The sequence below is a fragment of the Nostoc sp. genome, from assembly GCF_036917935.1.
Taxonomy (GTDB): domain Bacteria; phylum Cyanobacteriota; class Cyanobacteriia; order Cyanobacteriales; family Nostocaceae; genus Nostoc.
Window position 1 is genome coordinate 1 of the sequence record NZ_JBALEL010000061.1, and the last position, 21,293, is coordinate 21,293.

17 protein-coding genes and 1 pseudogene are annotated in these 21,293 nt (G+C 43.7%); 9 read left to right on the top strand and 9 right to left on the bottom strand.

Annotated elements, in window-relative coordinates; all coding sequences use genetic code 11:
* From V7K62_RS26440 to V7K62_RS26450, 3 genes and pseudogenes are all read right to left on the bottom strand, one after another.
* Nucleotides 1–1,093, bottom strand: a pseudogene (locus V7K62_RS26440) (hypothetical protein); the annotation flags it as partial.
* A 72-nt stretch (nt 1,094–1,165) separates the two neighbouring features.
* The gene (locus V7K62_RS26445; RefSeq protein ID WP_334869369.1) at nt 1,166–1,468 is read right to left on the bottom strand and encodes a DUF4915 domain-containing protein; all 303 of its coding nucleotides are present in this window, start codon (nt 1,466–1,468) and stop codon (nt 1,166–1,168) included.
* A gap of 1,564 nt (nt 1,469–3,032) precedes the next feature.
* Nucleotides 3,033–3,617, bottom strand: a complete 585-nt coding sequence (locus V7K62_RS26450) for a helix-turn-helix domain-containing protein (protein WP_334869371.1) — start codon at nt 3,615–3,617, stop codon at nt 3,033–3,035.
* A gap of 194 nt (nt 3,618–3,811) precedes the next feature.
* Here V7K62_RS26450 and V7K62_RS26455 point away from each other — a divergent pair, with 194 nt between their 5' ends.
* Entirely contained in the window at nt 3,812–4,720 is a 909-nt protein-coding gene (locus V7K62_RS26455; RefSeq protein WP_334869373.1) for an alpha/beta hydrolase, read from the top strand.
* A gap of 108 nt (nt 4,721–4,828) precedes the next feature.
* Entirely contained in the window at nt 4,829–5,455 is a 627-nt protein-coding gene (locus tag V7K62_RS26460) for a PadR family transcriptional regulator (RefSeq protein ID WP_334869375.1), read from the top strand.
* A 265-nt stretch (nt 5,456–5,720) separates the two neighbouring features.
* Here the strand turns inward: V7K62_RS26460 and mreD are convergent, their stop codons facing one another.
* The 3 genes from mreD to V7K62_RS26475 all read right to left on the bottom strand — a co-directional run bounded on the left by mreD (nt 5,721) and on the right by V7K62_RS26475 (nt 8,267).
* Nucleotides 5,721–6,338, bottom strand: coding sequence for a rod shape-determining protein MreD (gene mreD / locus V7K62_RS26465; RefSeq protein ID WP_334869377.1), 618 nt, complete (start codon nt 6,336–6,338; stop codon nt 5,721–5,723).
* A gap of 25 nt (nt 6,339–6,363) precedes the next feature.
* The gene (mreC, locus tag V7K62_RS26470) at nt 6,364–7,158 is read right to left on the bottom strand and encodes a rod shape-determining protein MreC (RefSeq protein WP_334869379.1); all 795 of its coding nucleotides are present in this window, start codon (nt 7,156–7,158) and stop codon (nt 6,364–6,366) included.
* A 101-nt stretch (nt 7,159–7,259) separates the two neighbouring features.
* On the bottom strand, nt 7,260–8,267 hold the full coding sequence (locus V7K62_RS26475) for a rod shape-determining protein (RefSeq protein WP_334869422.1): 1,008 nt from the start codon (nt 8,265–8,267) through the stop codon (nt 7,260–7,262).
* 372 nt (nt 8,268–8,639) lie between these two features.
* On the opposite strand from V7K62_RS26475, the gene V7K62_RS26480 reads away from it, so the two are divergent.
* Entirely contained in the window at nt 8,640–8,999 is a 360-nt protein-coding gene (locus tag V7K62_RS26480) for a single-stranded DNA-binding protein (protein WP_334869381.1), read from the top strand.
* Between the two features lie 59 nt (nt 9,000–9,058).
* Here V7K62_RS26480 and V7K62_RS26485 read toward each other — a convergent pair whose 3' ends face one another.
* Nucleotides 9,059–9,799 carry an SIMPL domain-containing protein gene (locus tag V7K62_RS26485; protein ID WP_334869424.1) on the bottom strand — a complete coding sequence of 247 codons (741 nt, stop codon included), beginning with the start codon at nt 9,797–9,799 and terminating at the stop codon, nt 9,059–9,061.
* Between the two features lie 226 nt (nt 9,800–10,025).
* Between V7K62_RS26485 and V7K62_RS26490 the strand changes: the two genes are divergently transcribed.
* From V7K62_RS26490 to murI, 5 genes are all read left to right on the top strand, one after another.
* Nucleotides 10,026–10,439: an EVE domain-containing protein gene (locus V7K62_RS26490; RefSeq protein ID WP_334869382.1), complete on the top strand. Its 414-nt coding sequence runs from the start codon at nt 10,026–10,028 to the stop codon at nt 10,437–10,439.
* Between the two features lie 84 nt (nt 10,440–10,523).
* Nucleotides 10,524–12,002, top strand: a complete 1,479-nt coding sequence (locus tag V7K62_RS26495; protein ID WP_334869384.1) for a cation:proton antiporter — start codon at nt 10,524–10,526, stop codon at nt 12,000–12,002.
* Nucleotides 12,003–12,661: 659 nt separating this feature from the next.
* Entirely contained in the window at nt 12,662–14,542 is a 1,881-nt protein-coding gene (locus V7K62_RS26500; protein WP_334869386.1) for an N-acetylmuramoyl-L-alanine amidase, read from the top strand.
* A 458-nt stretch (nt 14,543–15,000) separates the two neighbouring features.
* Nucleotides 15,001–16,926, top strand: coding sequence for an N-acetylmuramoyl-L-alanine amidase (locus tag V7K62_RS26505; protein WP_334869388.1), 1,926 nt, complete (start codon nt 15,001–15,003; stop codon nt 16,924–16,926).
* Between the two features lie 129 nt (nt 16,927–17,055).
* Complete coding sequence (murI, locus tag V7K62_RS26510) at nt 17,056–17,931, top strand: glutamate racemase (protein WP_334869390.1); 876 nt, start codon at nt 17,056–17,058, stop codon at nt 17,929–17,931.
* Nucleotides 17,932–17,987: 56 nt separating this feature from the next.
* Here murI and V7K62_RS26515 read toward each other — a convergent pair whose 3' ends face one another.
* The gene (locus tag V7K62_RS26515) at nt 17,988–18,164 is read right to left on the bottom strand and encodes a hypothetical protein (protein WP_334869392.1); all 177 of its coding nucleotides are present in this window, start codon (nt 18,162–18,164) and stop codon (nt 17,988–17,990) included.
* Between the two features lie 956 nt (nt 18,165–19,120).
* Here V7K62_RS26515 and sds point away from each other — a divergent pair.
* Nucleotides 19,121–20,092 (top strand): solanesyl diphosphate synthase, encoded by a 972-nt coding sequence (gene sds / locus V7K62_RS26520; protein ID WP_334869394.1) that lies wholly within the window; start codon nt 19,121–19,123, stop codon nt 20,090–20,092.
* A gap of 688 nt (nt 20,093–20,780) precedes the next feature.
* Here the strand turns inward: sds and V7K62_RS26525 are convergent.
* Nucleotides 20,781–21,254 (bottom strand): hypothetical protein, encoded by a 474-nt coding sequence (locus tag V7K62_RS26525; RefSeq protein ID WP_334869396.1) that lies wholly within the window; start codon nt 21,252–21,254, stop codon nt 20,781–20,783.
* Nucleotides 21,255–21,293: the final 39 nt, after the last annotated feature.

Below are 21,293 nucleotides of genomic sequence, written 5' to 3' on the forward strand. Positions count from 1 at the left end.
AGCCATTGCTGCCATTGAGTGAGGAGAGGTTGAGTTGGGCATCAAAGCCACTATTGCTGCCAAACACCACGTAGCTTGACCCGGCATAATTCTCGACACCATTTGCCCCGATAATCAGGTCATCGAAGCCGTCGCCGTTAATGTCCCCCGCACTGCTGACAGAACCGCCTGAGAAGTCACGCGCATCAATGCCGTTAATCACAAAGCCATTGCTGCCATTGAGTGAGGAGAGGTTGAGTTGGGCATCAAAGCCACTATTGCTGCCAAACACCACGTAGCTTGACCCGGCATAATTCTCGGCACTTGGTACCCCGATAATCAGGTCATCGAAGCCGTCGCCGTTGATATCCCCCGCACTGCTGACAGAACCGCCTGATCTGTCACCCGCATCAATGCCGTTAATCACAAAGCCATTGCTGCCATTTAGTGAGGAGAGGTTGAGTTGGGCATCAAAGCCACTATTGCTGCCAAACACCACGTAGCTTGACCCGGCATAATTCTCGGCACTTGGTACCCCGATAATCAGGTCATCGAAGCCGTCGCCGTTGATATCCCCCGCACTGCTGACAGAACCGCCTGATCTGTCACCCGCATCAATGCCGTTAATCACAAAGCCATTGCTGCCATTTAGTGAGGAGAGGTTGAGTTGGGCATCAAAGCCACTATTGCTGCCAAACACCACGTAGCTTGACCCGGCACGATCCTGACCGTTGGCATATCGGGGTAGTGCCCCGATAATCAGGTCATCGAAGCCGTCGCCGTTGATATCCCCCGCACTGCTGACAGAATAGCCTGATTGGTCATAAGCATAAATGCCGTTAATCACAAAGCCATTGCTGCCATTGAGTGAGGAGAGGTTGAGTTGGGCATCAAAAGCACTATTGCTGCCAAAGACCACGTAGCTCTCCCCGGCATTAGTCTCACCGTTGGGGTCGGCATATCGTGCCCCAATAATCAGGTCATCGAAGCCGTCGCGGTTGATGTCTCCCGCACTGCTGACAGAATGGCCTGATTGGTCATAAGCATCAATGCCGTTAATCACAAACCCATTGCTGCCGTTAAGGTCAGATAAATTTAAAACTGCATTAGCCATTGTTGTTGATTCTCCTTATGATTTTGCTTGTCTTGTTTATCTGCCTGAAAAGGGGAAATTTCCCCTTTTTACTCATCCCATCGTCACCATCCATCGAATCTCATCACTTTTAAAGCCGATGGCCATTGGACGACGCACCCCAGAAAGTGCCACCACATCATATAATTCCAGTACCACCCCCTCCATTCGCAGGGAATGCACAATATCTCCACTCCGCAAATCAATCACCAGTAACCCACACCGAGGTTCGACGTTTTTTTGTTGCAATTTCTCATCTAAGGGCAACCCACTAAAAGTCAAGTTGTGCCTAGCTTGGGAAATTCCGACGATACGCACAACTAGGCATATATCCCGGACAAAAAGCCACGGGTTCAAAGCTGCCTCGTTCCAAGTCTACGTAGCCAAAATCTCCTGTCCCAGAGTTGAGAGATGCTTCACCAAATCTTCAATATGTAGCTTTTTGTCTAATTTTATACATCATTCATTTAACATGATATTAACTTTATCGTTTGTCGGAATATATTTGTTTCACTTATTAAAGTTTCTATGTCAGATGTAGTTCTGTGTGTTTGTTGATGAAAACACATTTTCTTCTTGTCTTACAAATCATTATGTGATAGGAATTTTTGCCAAAATACATAAGTAAATTTTATCAATACAAGCTGAGGACATCCCCGCCTAAACAAGGAGTAAGTTCATCTAAACTTTAAAATGGCTACGCGAAAAAGTGAGATCATCGTGAAAATAGCTTCGGTAGCAGGGGGAGTGAATAGAAAATTTTAGTATTTTTTACTACTGAATTAGTCTTCAATACACTTATTTCTTTCTCTCCCCCTGCTTCCCCACCTCACTGTTAGAGCATTGCTCCCAGTGCGATCCATGAATTGAAAAGACTTTTCGGCTCTAATTCCACCTGAGTTCGATGTAATACAAACTCTTAAAAATCAACCATAGCAAGTCTTTTCTCAATTGGCCATCCTTATTGAGAATATCTAGGCAAAATAAACGAATGAGCGGTGACGACGGTCGTTCCTGGACGAACGTGTTCAAAGGTACGCGAAACGGCAATATCATTGATGGGGAGTGGGCCGACGTTCGCGGACAACCGTGGGGACATGGAACGCTCAAGCTACGGATATCGGGTACAACTTTTATGGAGAAGATCGACGGCACTGGCAGCGGATTCGGCGGGATTCGTTGGGGCCGTGGCGGATGTAACGACACGCAAGGCAACCCGGGGTAGTGTGAAGGTAGCTGCAACCAGGGGCAAACTGAACAGTTTAGTTTATATAAATTGATAAATATGTTTTCCGCCCAAGCAGCGATCGCTCTTGTTGGGTTAATCTGCGGCTGAATGCCAAAAAGTAGCCGCTTTTAATTGGACACGGTGCTTATGCTGCTTGTAGCCGTTTCAATTCTTGTATCAACGCAGGACATTGTTTACTAGCGTCTCTAGCTTGCCGCATTAAATCAAGTCCAAGTTTTCGATCCACTTTAGAAACTTGGCATCACCGTGCAAATTTGTGAAAATTGTACGCGCTTGGAATTGAGACTAACCCAACGCCATGAAAATACGTTGTTTTCAGCAAATGCCACACCTCTATCCCTCATTCAAGACTAGCCAACTTGCTAACGTCTTTCCAGTTGGTGCAGAGTAGTATGAATACTCTGCACCAACAAACTGAGGGTCAACAGCCACTCACAGGTGCTGTCAAAAACGAGTAGCTAAGATGCTTGCTGGGCAAAGCTTTCAGCCAAGCGCGTACAATTTTCCCGTTTTGGCACGGTGATGCCAAATACTGCTAATTGGCATCACCGTGCCAAAATCATCATAAAAGCTGAAACGGTTGTCTCATAGTACTTACGGGCTACTTTGCCCCTGGTGACAGCTTCCGTAACACTACCCCTAATGCCTAATGTCCACCAAGTAATCTCAAAATTACTGTCCCACCAAGGAACTGAGCGGCATAATCCGAGTTAGGAGAAACGTAACTCCAAGGTTATTTAGATTTTCTCTGTTTTCCAATTGACCACGCCACTTCTCCTCCCTTCCTTTGTCCTGTTTGTTAGTCTGATTACTGACTATTGACTGTTGATTATTGTTTTCTGGAGTCAGAGATTCAGCTGTCAGTCGTGGATTAAGTGTATGAAGAAGACCAGCAGATGCACCGACCAATAATAAAATATAGGTCAGAACAAGAGGTATGTATGTATTTTGTTTGTTGTCTGAATTCTTATGAGCATTTTTGGAGTCTTGACACACAACATTGGTTATAAGGTTGTACGATAAAGCATTTCCATCCAGCCCTAAAGCATCTCCATAACGACGGATGAATCCTTGAAGAAAAATCGGCTCAGGCAATTCTTCAAATCTCTCTTCTTCTAAAGCTTGCAAAATACCTGCTCGAATTTTTGTTTGAGAGGCTATTTCTTCTATGCGGATGGATTTTTCTTGTCTTACTTGTCGCAAGCGTCTGGTTATTTCTTTTAGTTGCTCTACTTGAGCTTCGTTTAAGAGCGTCACAGTCTTTTCCTCTATGGCCTAATTCTACTATTCATTGAGAAGACTTCAATCTGCATACGTAAATTTACTGAATATTTGATTTTCGGGTAAATTTTTTTGATAATGGCTTAATCCTATATTCTAAAATGCTAAGGCAGCTATGCATACGTATATTTGTTGTAATAATGCATACCTTGAAAATCAGAAAATCGGGTATGAAAATTAACAGACTTAAATTTCTAATACAAGTATTTTCCCAATGGCTACTCTGGGCTGGAATAATTGCAGCGTTCCTCTACTGTGCAATCTGTCTATTTCTTTTTATTGGGCAACCTCGGTTCATTTTCTTTCCCTCTGCTGTTATTGAAAAGACACCAGAGTTTTTTAATCTCCCTTACGACGAGATTTGGTTAGCTGTACCAGTTAAAACAGGCAAGGTAGAACACATCCACGGTTGGTGGATAAAAGCCAAGCAACCCAATGCTAAGGTGTTGCTATACTTACACGGTAATGGGATCAATATTGGCGCAAATGTAACTCATGCCAATCGGTTTCATCAGCTAGGGTTTTCGGTATTACTGATTGATTATCGGGGTTATGGTCGCAGTGAAGGCAGCTTTCCCAATGAAAAGCGGGTTTATGAAGATGCAGCGACAGTTTGGAATTACTTGGTGCAGCAACAAGAGATTCCACCCAGCCAAATTTTTATTTATGGACATTCTCTAGGGGGTGCAATAGCTATCGATTTGGCAGTGAAACACCCACAAGCCGCTGGTTTAATTGTGGAAAGTTCTTTTACATCCATCCGCGATTTAATCACTTATCGAAATATGTTTTGGATGTTTCCTGTGGATTTAATTTTGACACAGCGGTTTGAATCTGTTAAAAAATTGCCAAATTTAAAAATGCCAGTTTTATTCATTCATGGCGCTGTTGATTCGACTGTACCCTCTTTCATGAGCGAAAAACTGTATGCCGTTGCTCCCGAACCAAAGCAACTATTGTTGGTTCCAGGAGCAGATCATAACAACACCGCAGTAGTTGCCGGTTTGCAATATTTGCAATGGGTAGAGTCTTTTGTCCAACAAGTGCAGACTCTTAGCTATTTGAACAGCTTCGACTAGCTAATCGTAGCTGCTTACGTCACAAATCTTCATCAAAATTCTATTCCGATATATCGCGATATATTCCGATATATCGTATATTAGAGAAAGTTGATTTGAGATTCACTTATGTTTAGACATTTTCGGTCACGTTTTGGCGCACCTGCATGGGCAGGAGTTAGCGAAGAGGATTCATTGCTTGTCAGGTCTTGGTTTGGGCATGGCAACCATCATGGTAGACATCATGAGAAACACCTTGGCAATGAAATGTTTGGTCGTGGTTGGGGAGATGAATACCGGACTCGTCGGGGTGACATCAAGTTCATCCTGCTGGAATTGTTATCCGAGCATCCTAGTCATGGTTACGACCTGATTAAAGAGATGGAAACTCGCTATGGTGGTTTCCGTCGCCTCAGTCCTGGCTCAGTGTATCCAACACTCCAATTGCTGGAAGAAGGTGGTTATCTCAAGAGCGCACAGGAAGGTGGCAAGCGGATTTACACGATTACGGATGAGGGTAGACAATTATTAGCAGAACGTGCCCAACAAGAACCTTCAGACTCTCCTTGGGATACCTTCAAAAGTTTTGTGACAGGTAAGCCCCAAGAGTTTATTGAGTTGCGGAATGCCGCCACAGAACTAGCTGCTGCGGTGGTGCAGGTTGCTCGTAGTGGCAATATGGAGCGAATAAATCGGGTGCGTGAGCTTTTAGAGCAAGTTAAACGGGAAATTTACGCGATTCTGGCTGAAAAATAAGTAGAGGCACGTAGTAAGGACTAAAGTCCTTATTTTCTAAGCACTTTAGTGCTTACTACAAACCCTCTAATATTTTGCTTACGCTATTGATCGCATTAGCGTTCGCTGTCCATGTCCAGCATCTGCATTTGATGTTCACTGTAACTTGAATCCATATTGCCAGAGGTTGCCCAAAGTCCATAAAAATTTAGGTTACAGGGACTGGGTACAGAAGATAATTTTCTTGACTGTCACCTATCCCCTTCTTAACTCCTAACTTCCTTTACTATTGCTCCAACAATTTCATCCGCTGCCACCAAAGATTCAGGGGATAATAAACGACAGGTGCCCACAGACTACTAAGAATGGCAGAGGCAAGAGCGACACGCTGGTAATATGTCCAAATATCTGTCACCTTACGCTCATTACCTAGCAAAGTTAATTGCAACCCAAAAATAGTTTCTGCTAAAACTGCCATAACAAAGACAATTACAGCAATCGAAATAAAATCTTCTTCGATAAAACGCTGTTTCTGAAGCAAACCAGTTAAAACTCCCACTATCCCTAAACTCAGGGCATGAGTCGGGTTAGGTGATGTCATTGAATCTTGAAGTAGCCCCAGAACTATACCTGCCAAAGCTCCGGCAAACACCGTCCGCTTCACACTCCAAGCTACCACCCAAATTAACAGCCAGTTAGGGCCAATTCCCAACAATTCCATACCTGGGAACCGGGTTGGCAATAATAATAAACATAACAGTACTGAACTAGCCGTCACTATCCAACCCAACAGCTGACGTACACCAGGATGCCAACGAGCAAGCGGCTGGATTTGGAATTTCGATTTTCGCTCTGACGATTTTGGCTTTTTCTGCCTGCTACCACCAAATGCAGGAATCTTCATTTTTATATGGATTTTTTCAAAGAATTTACTTAGACTTTTGTGGCACTTGATTTGCCGACTCTTGATTTTCTGGCTTTGGATAAACAGCTACCCAATCGAGAGAGCGGATTGGCGGAAAAAGCTCAATTTTCGCTACTGATGCCGGAAGTTTCTTTAAATCCAGTGACTTGATTCGTCCTACTGCCAAGCCAGATGGAAATTTCTGACTATAAGTAGATGTGGAAACTAAATCTCCTACCTTGACATTTGGAACTTTTTCATAAAACTCCAGCACTGCTTCAGCAGAAGAATCTCCTCGCAAAACGCCTTTAGCTGCCGTGCGGCTAACTGATACACCCACTTGACTCTTGAGGTCACTGATTAACAACACGCGGCTAGTATTGGGAGTTACACTTTCCACCAAACCCACTAATCCGCCTTCTGCCTTGACTATGAAGCCTTCCTGAATCCCTGCATTCACACCGCGATTCAGGGTAACTTGTTGCCACCACTGGTCAGCACTACGTCCTACCACCCGTGCCGGAATTGGCCGTGATGCCAGTGGCTCTTTTTCCACATAGCCCAATAAATCTTGTAGCTTTGTCTTTTGACTTTCCAAATCTACTATACGGGTTTGCAATTCCAATATCCGGGCATCTCTGAGACGTTCTTCTGGAGTTGGCCCTGACTGCAACATCTCTAACGGACGGGTAATTGCCTGGTATGTCTCAAGCACCAACTCACCTTGAGTCTGTCGCAATATCCAAGCACTACCAACTATTAAAGCTAACAACCCAATTTGTAACCCTTTACGATCCCACCAACGCCGTATTGTAACCATATATACCTTTGTATACTTATACGAATTAAGTTCTATTTGAGTTCTATTTATATAGAACCCAAATAGAACTCAAATAGAACTCAAGTCTGATATTTTTTTTGCTACATATTGCGAGAGCTTTCGGTGACAACTCGTTCCAACTGTTTAAAGTTTTCTAACACACGACCTGTTCCCAGCACAACACAGCTCAAAGGATCAGCAGCAATGTGGGTAATAATCCCTGTTTCATGGCTAATCAGGGTATCTATGCCTTTGAGCAAAGCACCACCACCAGCTAACATAATACCTCTGTCAATAATGTCTGCTGCCAGTTCTGGCGGTGTGCGTTCCAGTGTCCGCTTCACAGCTTCGATAATTACTGATAGCGGTTCCAACATGCTTTCACGAATTTCTGGGGCTTTGATTGTTACAGTTCGCGGTAGACCAGAAAGCAGGTGTAAGCCTCGGACTTCCATCATGGCGTCGTTATCATCATGAGTCGGATAGGCAGAACCAAGCCGAATCTTGATGTCCTCAGCAGTACGTTCACCAATGACTAAATTATGAACTTTCTTAATATACTGAATGATTGCATCAGTCAGTTCATCTCCAGCAATGCGTACTGATTCGCTAATCACTGTACCCTGAAGACTCAGCACTGCAACTTCTGTTGTCCCACCACCAATATCGATGATCATGTTGCCAGTGGGTTCGGCAACAGGTAATCCTGCACCAATAGCCGCAGCTACGGGTTCATCGATTAAATACACTTTTCTTGCTCCTGCTTGGTGAGCTGCATCCATCACAGCTCGCCTTTCTACTCCTGTGACACCACTGGGAATCCCAATGACAATCCGGGGTAAAATCAAAGACCTACCTTCATTTACACGCTGAATAAAGCTTTTTAGCATCAGCTCGGCTATCTCGAAATCAGCAATTACACCATCCCGCAAAGGGCGGAGGGCAATCACATTTCCAGGTGTACGACCGAGCATTTTTTTGGCTTCTTCTCCTACTGCTAATGCCACCTTTTCGTTGACATCGATAGCAACTACAGAAGGTTCTTGTAGTACAATACCTTTACCAGATACATAAACCAGGGTGTTTGCGGTACCGAGGTCGATACCCATATCCCATGATGTGCGAAAGTTCCTAAAAATACCCACGCGTCTGTAAACCCCCTATATGCGATACTTTTTGACTACAACGGTAAGAGTTAATCGTGCCGGATTTGATAAAGTTCGTATCCTGAGTTGAGTCAATTAGACTATATTTTTATATGATTCCCAGGAATATTTACTATGTCTCTGTCCTTTATTTTTTGATATTCTCTGGCTAACTTAGTATATCCGTATACTTTTATGTGTTTCTCCAAGTAGTATGTATCATTTTTCAAGTCAATTATATTGTTAACTGTTTAACACATTATTTTCAAGTGTTTCACAATTCGCTATGATGAAAGTCAGAATTAATGAGTACACCTGTACTGAAAGGTAACACGTATGAGTATCAATGTTGTCACCCTCGTCGGTCGTGTAGGCGGCGAGCCAGAAATGAAGTATTACGATTCTGGAAAAGTTGTGTGTAAATTGACATTAGCAGTCGATCGGCGATCGCGAAACAACGATAAACCTGACTGGTTTAATTTAGAACTATGGGACAAAACCGCAGAAGTGGCGGGTAACTATGTGCATAAGGGAAGCCTAATTGGAGTCAAAGGTTCATTGAAGTTTAACAGCTGGAACGATCGCCAAAGTGGAATACTCCGTTCTTCACCATGTATTCGAGTAGACCAATTAGATTTATTAGGCTCTAAGCGCGATGCAGAAGCGGGCGGAGATTTTTCACCAGAGAATTTCTAATTGGGCATTGGTCATTAGTCATTTGTTAAAACAAAGGACTAATGACCAATGACAAATAACTAATAACTAATTTGCAGCGTCACCGATGCTTCTACTTCCTGTTCACCGCCAACAACAGGGGTGGAAGCATCAGCTGACTTGGCAGCCTCAGCCCGTAAAAACATGGGTGGTCGAGGTGGAGTTGCATTATTGACTTGAATGCTTACTACTTCTTTGGATTTAAAACCCAAGGCGCTGAAAACGGCATCAGCTTGCTGCCGCGCGTCTTGAGTAGCTTCTTTTAATGCTTGCTTTTGAGCAGATGCGATCGCTTCATCATTCGCAACAAAACTAATACCGTTAATTTGTGTTGCACCCGCTTTCACTGCATCATCCAATAATGTTCCTGCTTGCTCAACAGGAATAGTAAAACTCACAGTGTTATTGGCAGCATAGCCTGTAATCCGCTGCACATTATTGGTGTAGCTGTAAACTGGGTTGAGCCGGATACCAGTAGTTTGTAATTTTTCCACATTTTTGCTCTTGAGAAAGGCAACTACAGCGGATGACCTCTGGGCGGCTTCTTGCTGTACCTCCTGTGCTGTTTTTCCCTGAATCTCTACTCCTAAACTGACTTGTGCCAGGGTTGTAGGAATTGTTTCTACTCCGCGACCACTGACACTAAGGGTTCGCCACAATTTATCTTTTTCTTCTGCCAAGGCAGGTAGCACAAAAGTTGCACATAAAAGCATTGCTAAAGGCAGTATTTTCCACAAGTTTCCAGATGGAAACTGAGAACCGGGTAAAGCGGCTCTAGTCATCAGATTTGCACTCCTCAAAGTATCCACAGATGTTTTTAATAAACCTATGTAGCAATCTTCTGGTGGCCGTTGAGAGTCAACAGCCACCACAAGTTTTTCACAACTCAAGTGCGATCGCTAGATACGATTTGTATGTTCTTACTTTGACACTGCCATCTTCAAAAGCTGAAATGGTTACATTTTTGGAAACTAAAAAAATTACACTCGCCTTTTTGGAGATTTTGTCGTGGCGTATTGGCTGCTGAAAACTGAACCGGAAAATTATTCCTACTTCGATTTGGAACGGGACAGCAGTACAGTTTGGGATGGAGTCAACAATTCTTTAGCGTTGAAACATCTACGTACCATGCTTTCTGGTGACTTGGCGTTAATTTATCACACAGGCAAAGAACGGCAAGTCATCGGTTTAGCAGAGATAGTTAGTCAACCCTATATCGATCCAGCACTCAATGACAGCAAACGGGCAGTTGTAGATGTGCGGGCACTACGAAGAGTACACCAACCCGTTACCCTAGCCCAAATAAAACAGGACAATAAATTTACAGATTTTGACTTACTGCGACTTCCGAGACTGTCTATAGTCCCGGTTTGGGAAGTCTACTGGCAGCACTTGATTGAGTTGACAAATCGCACAAATTAAGTTTTAAACAGATGCCAATAGTGTCTCCATAGGATGTTTTTCAGAAACGCGTCAGAATCAAAGAGAAGGATTTTCACAGAACCCATGCATTTGTTAGATCCAATCAGCTTCTCTTTTCCTCTGCTGGCCAGCGCAACACAAGCCGCAGACAGTTCAATGGTAGTAGCAGCAGTGCTATTAAGCTTAGTAATCATTTACCTCGCCAGCAAAGTTGGTGGAGAGTTATCAAACCAAGTGGGTTTGCCGCCGGTCTTAGGCGAACTCGTCGGTGGTGTGGTAGTTGGCATCTCTGTTTTCCACCTTTTGGTGTTTCCAGAAGGCGGCACAGACAGTTCTAACTCTTTGATCATGTCTTTCCTTCAAACCACAGCTGGTTTAACGCCTGAAGCCACTCCAGGGGTGTTTGCAGCACAGTCCGAGGTCGTTTCCGTTTTAGCAGAATTGGGTGTGATCATCTTGCTGTTTGAAATCGGCTTGGAGTCGAACTTAAAAGACTTAATGGCAGTTGGTATTCAAGCCACCGTCGTCGCCATAGTTGGGGTAGTAGTACCCTTTGCCGCTGGGACTGTGGGACTAATGACTTTGTTTGGTATTGCAGCTGTACCCGCAATTTTTGCCGGGGCGGCTTTGACTGCCACTAGTATTGGTATTACTTCCAAAGTGCTGTCAGAATTGGGGCGACTCAATTCTAAAGAAGGGCAGATTATTTTGGGTGCTGCCGTAATTGACGATGTACTGGGAATCATCGTTTTAGCGGTAGTTGCCAGTTTAGCTAAAGATGGTGTGGTGGATGTCAGCAAAGTTGTTTATTTGATTATCAGCGCCACTGGTTTTATTTTGGGAGCAATCCTACTAGGCAATGTTTTCAATAAGTCCTTTGTAGCGATCGCTGATCAACTCAAAACACGCGGTGGACTAGTAATACCAGCATTCATCTTCGCCTTTGCTATGGCATACTTTGCCGCTGTCATCCACTTAGAAGCAATTCTAGGAGCTTTTGCGGCTGGTTTAGTCTTAGAAGAGACAGATAAGCGCAAAGAACTGCAAAAGCAAGTCTGTCCGATTGCCGATATGTTAGTGCCAATTTTCTTTGTGACTGTTGGGGCAAAAACCGATTTGGGAGTGTTAAACCCAGCAATTCCCGACAATCGTGAAGGTCTAATTATGGCAACTTTCCTGATCACAGTAGCCATTCTCGGTAAAGTAATCACAGGTTTAAGCGTGTTTGGTCAACCGGAAATCAACCGTTTAGCGATCGGTGTGGGGATGATACCTAGAGGCGAAGTCGGGTTAGTGTTTGCTGGTGTCGGCGCTGCCAGTGGCGCTCTCTCGAAACCGTTAGGGGCGGCAATTATCATGATGGTTATCTTGACAACCTTTTTAGCTCCTCCTTTGTTACGATTTGTATTTCCAGATCCAAAAACTGTAGATCCAGGCTCAGAGCAACTAATTTTAGACGGTTCTTCTGGGACTTCGTTGGTAATTGAACCACCTCAGTCAAGGGTGCCAGCATCAAATGACAGTGGCAATTTGGAAGTAACCCCAGAATCTAGCGATCGTTAATTATTAGGGAATGGGGGATTGGGTATGGGGAAGAGACAAGGAAGAAACTTGTTTAATAATTCTCCCTCATCTCCCCTATCTCCCAGTTGTGCAATGGAAACTTCTCTTCCCAAATCTCCGTCCCATCTGATTGTAGAATAATCGTTTGTTTATAATTTCTACCAGCATTCAAAATGTTACTTATTTTCAGTCTTCCTCGGCTTGTGAGCCTTTATCTAAATATTTTCCAGATAATTGGGGAGTAACACTCATAAATATTGCTAGATCATCTGACAGTAATGGGAATTATTTACTCAGTGCATCAATGGCAACAAAGAACAAACACTTATCATTGAACGGCTATCAATTATCAGTTTTTTAGCTTGATTGTAATTCCGAATCCCCCACCTCAAAGGTGGAAGATTTTGCATGGGTATTTAGATTCAATATGAAACCTAATAACTAATTTGAGTGTGTCTTAGAGCAGTTTTTAGATATTTAAACCACGACTGAGTAAGGAGTAGGGAGTGGTGTAGGTCAATTACTTGAAAAGCGCTGTAATACCAGCTTCAAAATCAAAAAAGGCATCAGAAGTCAAGTTTAGGTGGTGACGGTGTGATGATTTACCAATGAGTTGAGATATTGACGGCTCCCATGAACGTGAATTAGGAGAAAGGACTGTGAAATTACACTGGTTATTACCCAGCACTATTGGAACTATCTTCATGCTATCGTCGCCAGTAATGGCCGCGAGACTTGAATCTTGGCGCTTTGATGCCAATCAAAACAGGCTGGAAATTAATACTGTAGGAGCAGTTCAACCCCAGGCACAACTAATTTTTAACCCGACTCGGCTGGTAATTGATTTGCCAGGAACTACATTTGGTCGTCCGCAGCTAACCCAACAGGTGGGCGGTGGAATTCGCTCGATCCGTGTTGGGCAGTTTGATACAGAAACAACACGTATAGTTGTCGAACTGACTCCTGGTTATACTTTAGACCCCAAACGAGTGCAATTTGTTGGTACAACTGGCGATCGCTGGACGGTGCAATTACCTAAACCAGAAGTCGAGAAAGTAGCATCTTCTCCTAGAAGCGCTTACAGTGTAGTTACCCCAGACTCTGAACCTCAACCTAGTATTTCCAGGGTTGCCACTACTACACGAGGTGCGACTCAAATTGAGAACTTACAAGTAACAGGTGATGGGTTGTTCATTCGTACCAGTGGTGGTAATCCTGGAATTCAAGTAATTCGCAGCCGCGATCGCGCTACTATCTTCGTGGATATCTCTGGCGCATCTTTATCACCACGTCTAGCGCAGCAGAGTAATATACCCGTTAACAAACATGGTATTAGCCGCGTTGAATTCACCTCATTGCAAACCCAACCTCCTGGCGTTCGCCTAAGTTTGCGGGTAGATAAAAATAGCCCCGACTGGCGAGCAACTAATAGTAACGACGGTGGTTTGGTAGTTTTACCTAGTCGCGTTGTCAGATTACCTGGAAGTAATAATTCAGACAATCAGTCAGAAGCCGTTTCCTTTCCTAGTAGACCATCTGCCAACAACTCGCCAGCAACAATTGAGTCTGTGCAACTGGCTGATAATGGCACACAACTGCTAATTAGAGCCAACCAAACTTTATCTGCCACGGGAACCTGGGATAGATCCTCAGGTATCTTCCGCGTCACAATTACCAATGCCAAGTTAGCTCCCAGAGTTACAGGCCCTACTTTTGCTGCCAATAGCCCCATTCTTCGGGTACGTCTGCAACCCCAAGCACCCAACACAGTGGTTGTTTTAGTTCAGCCAGCAGCTGGGGTGCAACTTGGGCAACCCCAGCAAATCGGCGACCAGCTTTTGGCTCTACCAATACAAGCTTCTCGGCAAGTTGTCGCCCTCCCCGGAAGACCCCGCTTTGCTTTACCTGGGCTACCACCACCAAACCGTGGGCCATTCCCAGACCCAAACAATCCAAATCCCCAGCTTTCAATACAACCACAGCGCCGAGTTAGCAATGGGCGAGTGGTAGTTATTATTGACCCCGGACATGGCGGTAAAGACTCAGGAGCGCTGGGCATTGGGGGGGCACGCGAAAAAGATGTTATTTTACCTATTGGTAGGAGACTTGCTCAGATTTTGCAGCAAAATGGCGTACAAGTAATTATGACGCGGGATTCTGACTATTTTGTTACCCTTCCGGGACGGGTGCAATTAGCAGAGCGAGCTAACGCTGATGTATTTGTTAGCATCCACGCTAATTCGGCAGGTGCGAGTCGTCCAGATGTTAATGGCTTGGAAGTCTATTATTATGACAGCGGTCTAAGTCTAGCTCGTATTGTCCGTAGTAGCATTCTTCAAAGTATTGGTACTCTCAAAGACAGGGGAGTGCGGCGAGCCAGATTTTATGTCCTCAGAAAAAGTTCTATGCCCTCCATTCTCGTGGAAACGGGTTATATGACTGGTCGAGAGGATATGGCTAGGCTCAGAACCTCAGCTTACCAAAATCAAATGGCAGAAGCGATCGCTCGTGGCGTTCTTCAGTATCTAAAGAGAAGATAAGTAATTTAGTCGAAATTATTGAGTAAATACATCTAATCTTTACGATTTTTATCCAATTTAGTAGTAAAACAATTTAAGTATTCTTGCGGCGGGATAGGAGTAGCTTCTTTGTTATTGTCATCTCATACTTTGCAAATTTTGGATTTTGGATTTGTATCACCTCCAAGGAGTGTTAGTGTAGCAAGACGTTAGTTTGGCATAAACCTAAAATTGGCAATCTAAAAGACGCTCGATGACACGCTAACGCTGCGCTATCGGCTTTTCTTCAATCTAAAATTGGCAGTCAAATTTATCTAAGCTAATGGCATGGCAAAATCAGAGGAGCGTGCTATATTTTACGCCATTAGCTGTGTCTTAATAACAGCGCAAAACTCAAGTGTGCGCGGTGATGGTGTGAGGATTTGCCAATATGTTGAGATGTTGACGGCTCCCATAAATATGAATCAGGAGAAAAGACTGTGAAATTACGCTGGTTACTATCCAGTACTATTGGAACCATCTTCATGCTGTCGTCGCCGGCAATGGCTGCGAAACTCGAATCTTGGCGTTTTGATGCCAATCAAAACAGACTGGAAATTAATACTTTAGGGAATGTTCAACCCCAAGCACAATTAATTTTTAACCCCACTCGTTTGGTAATTGATTTGCCAGGAACCACATTTGGCCGTCCGCAGCTAACCCAACAGGTGGGCGGTGCAATTCGTTCCATCCGTATTGGGCAGTTTGACGAACAAACAACGCGCATAGTGGTTGAAATCACTCCTGGTTATACTTTAGACCCCAAAGGAGTACAATTTGTTGCTACAACTGGCGAATCCCCTACGGAGACACTTCGTGAACGCTGGACAGTGCAATTACCTACGCCAGAAGCCGAAAATCTACCCTCAAAAAATACTGAGGGGCAACAAGAACAAGCTATAGCCACAGCAACTTCACCGAGAACATCTACACCAGCATTCCCCCCAAGGAATATTTACAATGTGGTGACAACCGACTCTGTTAATCCACCTAACAACAGAATGGTTGTCGCCAGGGTTACTCAAATTGAGAAATTACAAGTCACAGGTGATGGTTTTTTTGTTACTACAAGTGGTGGCAATCCTCGGATTCAGGTAAATCGTAGCAACGATCAAAAAGCAATCAACATCGACATTGCTGGTGCAACTTTATCACCAAATCTAGAGCAGCGAGATTTGTCGATTAATCGCTATGGTGTTAGCCGTATCCAGTTCACCCAACTGCAAACAAGCCCATCTGTTGTTCGCCTGACTTTACAGGTAGATGAAAATAGTCCAAATTGGCGAGCAACCACTAGCAGTGTTGGTGGTTTTGTGGTTCTACCCAGTCGTGGGGTTGCCCAGTTTCCTGGAAATAACAGCCCACGTCCCATATCACCTAGTAACACACTCGCTACCATTCAGTCTGTGCAACTGGCTAATAATGGCACACAACTGCTGATTAGAGCTGACCAAACTTTATCTGCTACAGGAGGCTGGGATAGAACTTCTGGTCTGTTCCGCATCACTATCAACAATGCTAAGTTAGCTCCCAAAGTCACAGGCCCTACTTTTAATCCGAATAGCCCTATCCTGCGGGTACGCCTGCAACCACAAGAATCCAACACTGTCACCGTCTTAATTCAACCAGCAGCCGGAGTACAAATTGGGGAACTTAACCAGGTTGGCGACCAGCTTTTAGCTTTAGAATTACGACGTTCTGGTAGCAGCATCACACCGTCCATTGCTTTACCTCCCCTGCCATCGCCAGACCAAGGTCAATTGCCAAACCCCACAGATAATCCCCGTCCAATCTCCCAGTCACGACCACGCCCCTCGACTCCCAGAGGGAAATTGCTAGTAGTTATTGACCCAGGACATGGTGGAAAAGATTCAGGTGCTCCTGGTTTGGGTGGACTTTTAGAAAAGGATGTAATCCTGCCTATTGGTAAAAGGGTAGGAGCAATTTTAGAGCAAAATGGTGTACAAGCCGTGCTAACGCGGGATGCTGACTTTTTCGTAGAACTTCAGGGACGGGTAGAGATTGCCAAGCGAGTTAATGCGACTTTGTTTGTCAGTATTCACGCTAATTCCGTTGATAATCGTCCTGATGTCAATGGGTTAGAAGTCTATTATTACGACAGCGGTTACGCCCTGGCTGAAGTAGTTCGCAAGACCATCCTCCAGAACATCGGTACTATCAAAGACCGGGGAACCCGCAAAGCCAGATTCTATGTTCTTAGGAAAAGCTCCATGCCTTCTATTTTGGTAGAAACAGGCTATATGACTGGTTACGAGGATAATCCCAGATTGGGAACACCAGAATATCAAAATCGGATGGCAGAAGCGATCGCTCGTGGCATCCTAAAATACTTACAGCAGAGGTAATATAGTACAAATTACTAATTAAAGAGGTGGTATTTAAACTTCTTTTACGTACAGAATTTAGTGGTCAATTTGGACATTCTCTGCTAAATTCTGTATTTTAAATCCCAAAACCTAAATCTATATCTGCCTGTGTATTCATCTTCCATTTTTGAAGGGAATCCCGACGATTTTTCTGATCAAGAACCCCAACGTGCCCCAATTGGCATCTTTGATAGTGGTGTGGGTGGACTGACGGTACTGCGACAACTCTATCGGCAACTCCCCAATGAATCAATTGTTTATTTTGGGGATACAGCTAGACTTCCTTACGGAATTCGTTCACAAGCAGAAATTTTACGATTTACGCGTGAAATTATTACCTGGCTACAACAGCAGCAGGTAAAAATGGTAATTATGGCTTGTAACACCAGTTCCGCTTTAGCTCTAGAAACCGTGCGTCAAGAATTCAGCATACCTATTTTGGGAGTCATCCTACCAGGTGCAAAAGCTGCGGTGCAACTAGGAAGACGTATTGGTATAATTGCCACCCCAGCTACAGCTAAGAGTAATGCTTATAAGCACGCTATACTTGAGATTGCTCCTGATGTCCAAGTCTGGCAAGTTGGATGCCCGGAGTTTGTGCCACTGATTGAGCAAAACCGCATTCACGATCCTTACACTGCTGAAGTAGCACGAGCCTACCTAGAGCCTTTATTAGAGCAGGAAATTGACACCTTAGTCCACGGCTGTACCCATTATCCCCACCTTACACCAGTACTGCGATCGCTCCTCCCCTCTCAAGTCCAGTTAGTTGATCCAGCTGTTCATGTTGTGGCAGCTTGTGCCCAAGAGCTAGACTTACTAGGCTTAAGAAATACTCATCTACCATTACCAACTCGCTTCGCCGTCAGCGGTTGTCCGCAACAGTTTTCCCAGTCAGGAGTGCAGTGGCTAGGCTATACCCCAATGGTTGAAGAGGTTTGCTTCACTGATACCGCTATTTCCCACTCCAATAAAACTAATTAGTCCTTCGTCCTTAGTCCTTTAATCAAAACAAATGACCAAGGACGAAGGACAAATGACTATTGACTATTAACTGCTTGAGTCACCTTTGTCCTTACTGATATCTCTTGCTTGTGTTTCGCTTCGGCAGATAAAGGGAAACTTGTAGCAACAGCCTTTGTACCTGTTCGCTTCGCCAGTGCTAATAACAGGTAGACTGTGAACAAATATCCAGACGCTAAAATAAAAATCATCATAGGTATACTTCCGCGTAAATCATTGTTCTACTAGCACGCTTCTAAATGAATATAAAATTCCATAAATTAGTAGAACCTCAGCCAAACAAGTGCATTCTTGATGGCTGTAGTTTCATATAGTAGAATTACCTATAGAGATCAAATCCTCTACGGACAAAGAATTTATTATCTAATGCGACTTCTTGCAAACCATAGATCCCACAGCAGTTAGCTTGCCGTTTAGCAATCTAAAACTACGATTCTCAGCGGTCTACTTGATCTGCTTTATTTTTGTTTAAACTGCTGTGAAAAGAGCAATGCTTGCGCTCAACGTGCGCTGAAGACGTGTAGCGGTTTCCCATAGGGATATCGCATAGCTCTAAACCACGAGTTTTGCTGATCGCAGGAAAAATCAAAGGAATTATTCCCTTAATCTAAACTACGATTAGTTATTTTAGACTCACACCACCCAATCAGTAAATTCAACTAGTAGCTGAGTTACTTTGGCTGTATGAATATCTGACAAAATTTAAAATTCCTATATTTTAGCGTAACACAACGACCCTGGATTTTGAGCTGACTCGGCTGCTAAATTTCAAATTTTTTGAAGAGCTACACCTCAGTCCTGGAGAAATTTAGTCTCACCGATTAGCGACAAATTTAAATCGCACCCATTTTGTCAATAAGTAATATTGCCTGAATTCTGTTTTGAACTGTGAGAGGGGAAACTACTTAACACAATTTAAGCTGATATTTATTCACCTGTACTGAGTATTCAGGTTTGAAGTTATTTAAAACCTGAATAGTAAAATTAAAGCATAATTGCTTATTGACAAACCCATCATTAACCTCAATTATCACCCATAGACTCATAAAAATGGGATTACCTGATGAAAACTTTGCGCTGGCACAGGGTTATCTTAAAATGAGTATAGGATATGTAAACTTTCGTAACCTAAGTCAGAGTCCGCCCATCCATGACCCCAGCCACCTCCCTGTTTACCCCTGTGGAAGCAGACCTGCGACTACTAGCAGATAACCTAAAACAGCTAGTTGGAAACCGCCACCCCATTCTGTTTGCAGCAGCCGAGCATCTATTCGGTGCTGGGGGAAAGCGTATCAGACCAGCAATTGTCCTGCTAATATCGCGGGCAACAATGTTAGAACAAGACATTACACCGCGTCACCGCCGCCTTGCTGAGATTACAGAAATGATTCACACAGCAAGCTTGGTACATGACGATGTGGTAGATGAATCAGACGTGCGCCGAGGCGTTCCTACCGTTCATAGTTTGTTCGGGAACCGCATTGCCATCTTAGCAGGAGATTTTCTCTTTGCCCAATCGTCCTGGTATTTAGCAAACTTGGACAATTTGGAGGTGGTGAAACTGCTCTCAGAAGTCATTATGGATCTGGCTACTGGGGAGATTCAGCAGGGACTAAATCGTTTTGATACTGGTATTTCTATTGAAACTTACCTCCAGAAGAGTTATTACAAAACAGCTTCGTTAATCGCCAACAGTTCTAAAGCAGCTGGATTGCTCAGTGAAGTCTCACGAGAAACTGTTGAGCATCTGTATAACTATGGTCGGCATTTTGGCATAGCATTTCAAATTGTTGATGACATTCTAGATTTCACCAGTACAACAGATACCTTGGGTAAACCAGTGGGGTCGGATCTCAAAAGTGGTAATCTGACTGCACCCGTTTTATTTGCTTTAGCCGAAAAACCATCTTTGGAAGTGCTGATTGATCGCGAGTTTGCTCAAGAAGGGGATTTAGAGCAAGCATTAGCACTAATTCAAGATAGTCAAGGTATACAGCAGGCGCGAGATTTGGCTGCTCACCATGCTAAGTTGGCAATTGAACATCTTGCAGTTCTCTCACCCTCAGAATCTCACCAGGCATTGATTAACATAGCTGAGTACACACTGAGTCGCCTCTATTAAACTCAGTTATCAGTTCTCAGGTAGAAAGTGGGGATTTAGATGTAGGGTGTGTTGTGGCTTTCGTAACGCACCGAAAACCTGACATGGTGTGTGACGCTATTGCGTTAACACATAATAGAACAATTTTATATTTAATTCAACCCACAATTTACCAGGTAGAAAGTGGGGTTTTTTATTTGGAAGTTCTTAGGGATTTCCAAAAAAGAAATTATCTAATCTTGTAGAGTGGACAGTGTTCGACTGACTTGTACCGAGCCTGCGTTACCCTGAGCTTTTTCGTACCCCTACTCTTAAGCAAGCTAGCAAGAGCGTCTGTCTGTGACACGCTGTTCGCGTTCATAGAGAAGGGTCGAAGTAGCACTCACGCCAAAGTCTTGCCCGCTTTTGGCTACTGGGCGGGGGAGACGCCCACCCTACAAGAAATAATGAAATATTTTTTTTGATGTGAAAGTTCTGAAGTGTAGGACTCTAGTTCACTGGGAAACTAAAACTTGAAAACTGAAAAATGTTCACTAATAACTGTTTTTTAATCAATTTTAGGTTTCACCCAGAGTTGAGCCAGTGGCGTAGTGTAAAGAAAAGAAAAAAATTTCTTTTTTCCTGATTTAGAAAACTTTTTTAAAAGAATTTGAGATTTAAGATTTTGGATGTGGGATTGTATCTAAAAAATCCCAGATCCAAATTTTTTCTATGCAATATCAGGGGGTATCTGTTTAGGCGATCGCTGTTGTCGTAACTGTTTCTGCATGAGTTTTTCTAGTTCAGTTCGCCGAATTTCGACAGTATGAGTGGTCTTACCCGGCGTCTCCAAAAAAACGATACTATCTACGGGTTCTAATGCCACCATTTGGAACAAAATATGGGTGACAGGAGTAATTTTAGCTAGCATTTGAGGGTCAAGCCCAGCAGGGGAAATTAGAGAGACATCCTGTATGGTAGGGAAAGCGTAAAGAACACGCTTTTCCAATCCTGGATTAGCACGATTGCTCAACGTAGTTAAAACCCAGCTTGACTCCGAATTTTGGAGAATATAGTACTGGGAGTAGCGTAATTTTTGAGCGATCGCTCTAAGGGCAGGAGCAATTGCTGCAACAAGATGTGGTGTCATACCATCGCGGGGTGCATTGTCAATCAGCAATTGAATTTGTGCTTCTAAATCCATAATGACTTGTATACGGCTCCTGGGTAATGGCAATAACAT

Bases quoted from the DNA above. Each gene is read 5' to 3' on its own strand.
- V7K62_RS26480 (WP_334869381.1), top strand. From the start codon at position 8,640: ATGAGTATCAATGTTGTCACCCTCGTCGGTCGTGTAGGCGGCGAGCCA.
- mreC (WP_334869379.1), bottom strand. From the start codon at position 7,158: ATGGTTACAATACGGCGTTGGTGGGATCGTAAAGGGTTACAAATTGGG.
- V7K62_RS26495 (WP_334869384.1), top strand. From the start codon at position 10,524: ATGCATTTGTTAGATCCAATCAGCTTCTCTTTTCCTCTGCTGGCCAGC.
- V7K62_RS26455 (WP_334869373.1), top strand. From the start codon at position 3,812: ATGAAAATTAACAGACTTAAATTTCTAATACAAGTATTTTCCCAATGG.
- V7K62_RS26460 (WP_334869375.1), top strand. From the start codon at position 4,829: ATGTTTAGACATTTTCGGTCACGTTTTGGCGCACCTGCATGGGCAGGA.
- mreD (WP_334869377.1), bottom strand. From the start codon at position 6,338: ATGAAGATTCCTGCATTTGGTGGTAGCAGGCAGAAAAAGCCAAAATCG.
- V7K62_RS26525 (WP_334869396.1), bottom strand. From the start codon at position 21,254: ATGGATTTAGAAGCACAAATTCAATTGCTGATTGACAATGCACCCCGC.
- V7K62_RS26485 (WP_334869424.1), bottom strand. From the start codon at position 9,799: ATGACTAGAGCCGCTTTACCCGGTTCTCAGTTTCCATCTGGAAACTTG.
- V7K62_RS26475 (WP_334869422.1), bottom strand. From the start codon at position 8,267: ATGGGTATCGACCTCGGTACCGCAAACACCCTGGTTTATGTATCTGGT.
- sds (WP_334869394.1), top strand. From the start codon at position 19,121: ATGACCCCAGCCACCTCCCTGTTTACCCCTGTGGAAGCAGACCTGCGA.
- V7K62_RS26515 (WP_334869392.1), bottom strand. From the start codon at position 18,164: ATGATGATTTTTATTTTAGCGTCTGGATATTTGTTCACAGTCTACCTG.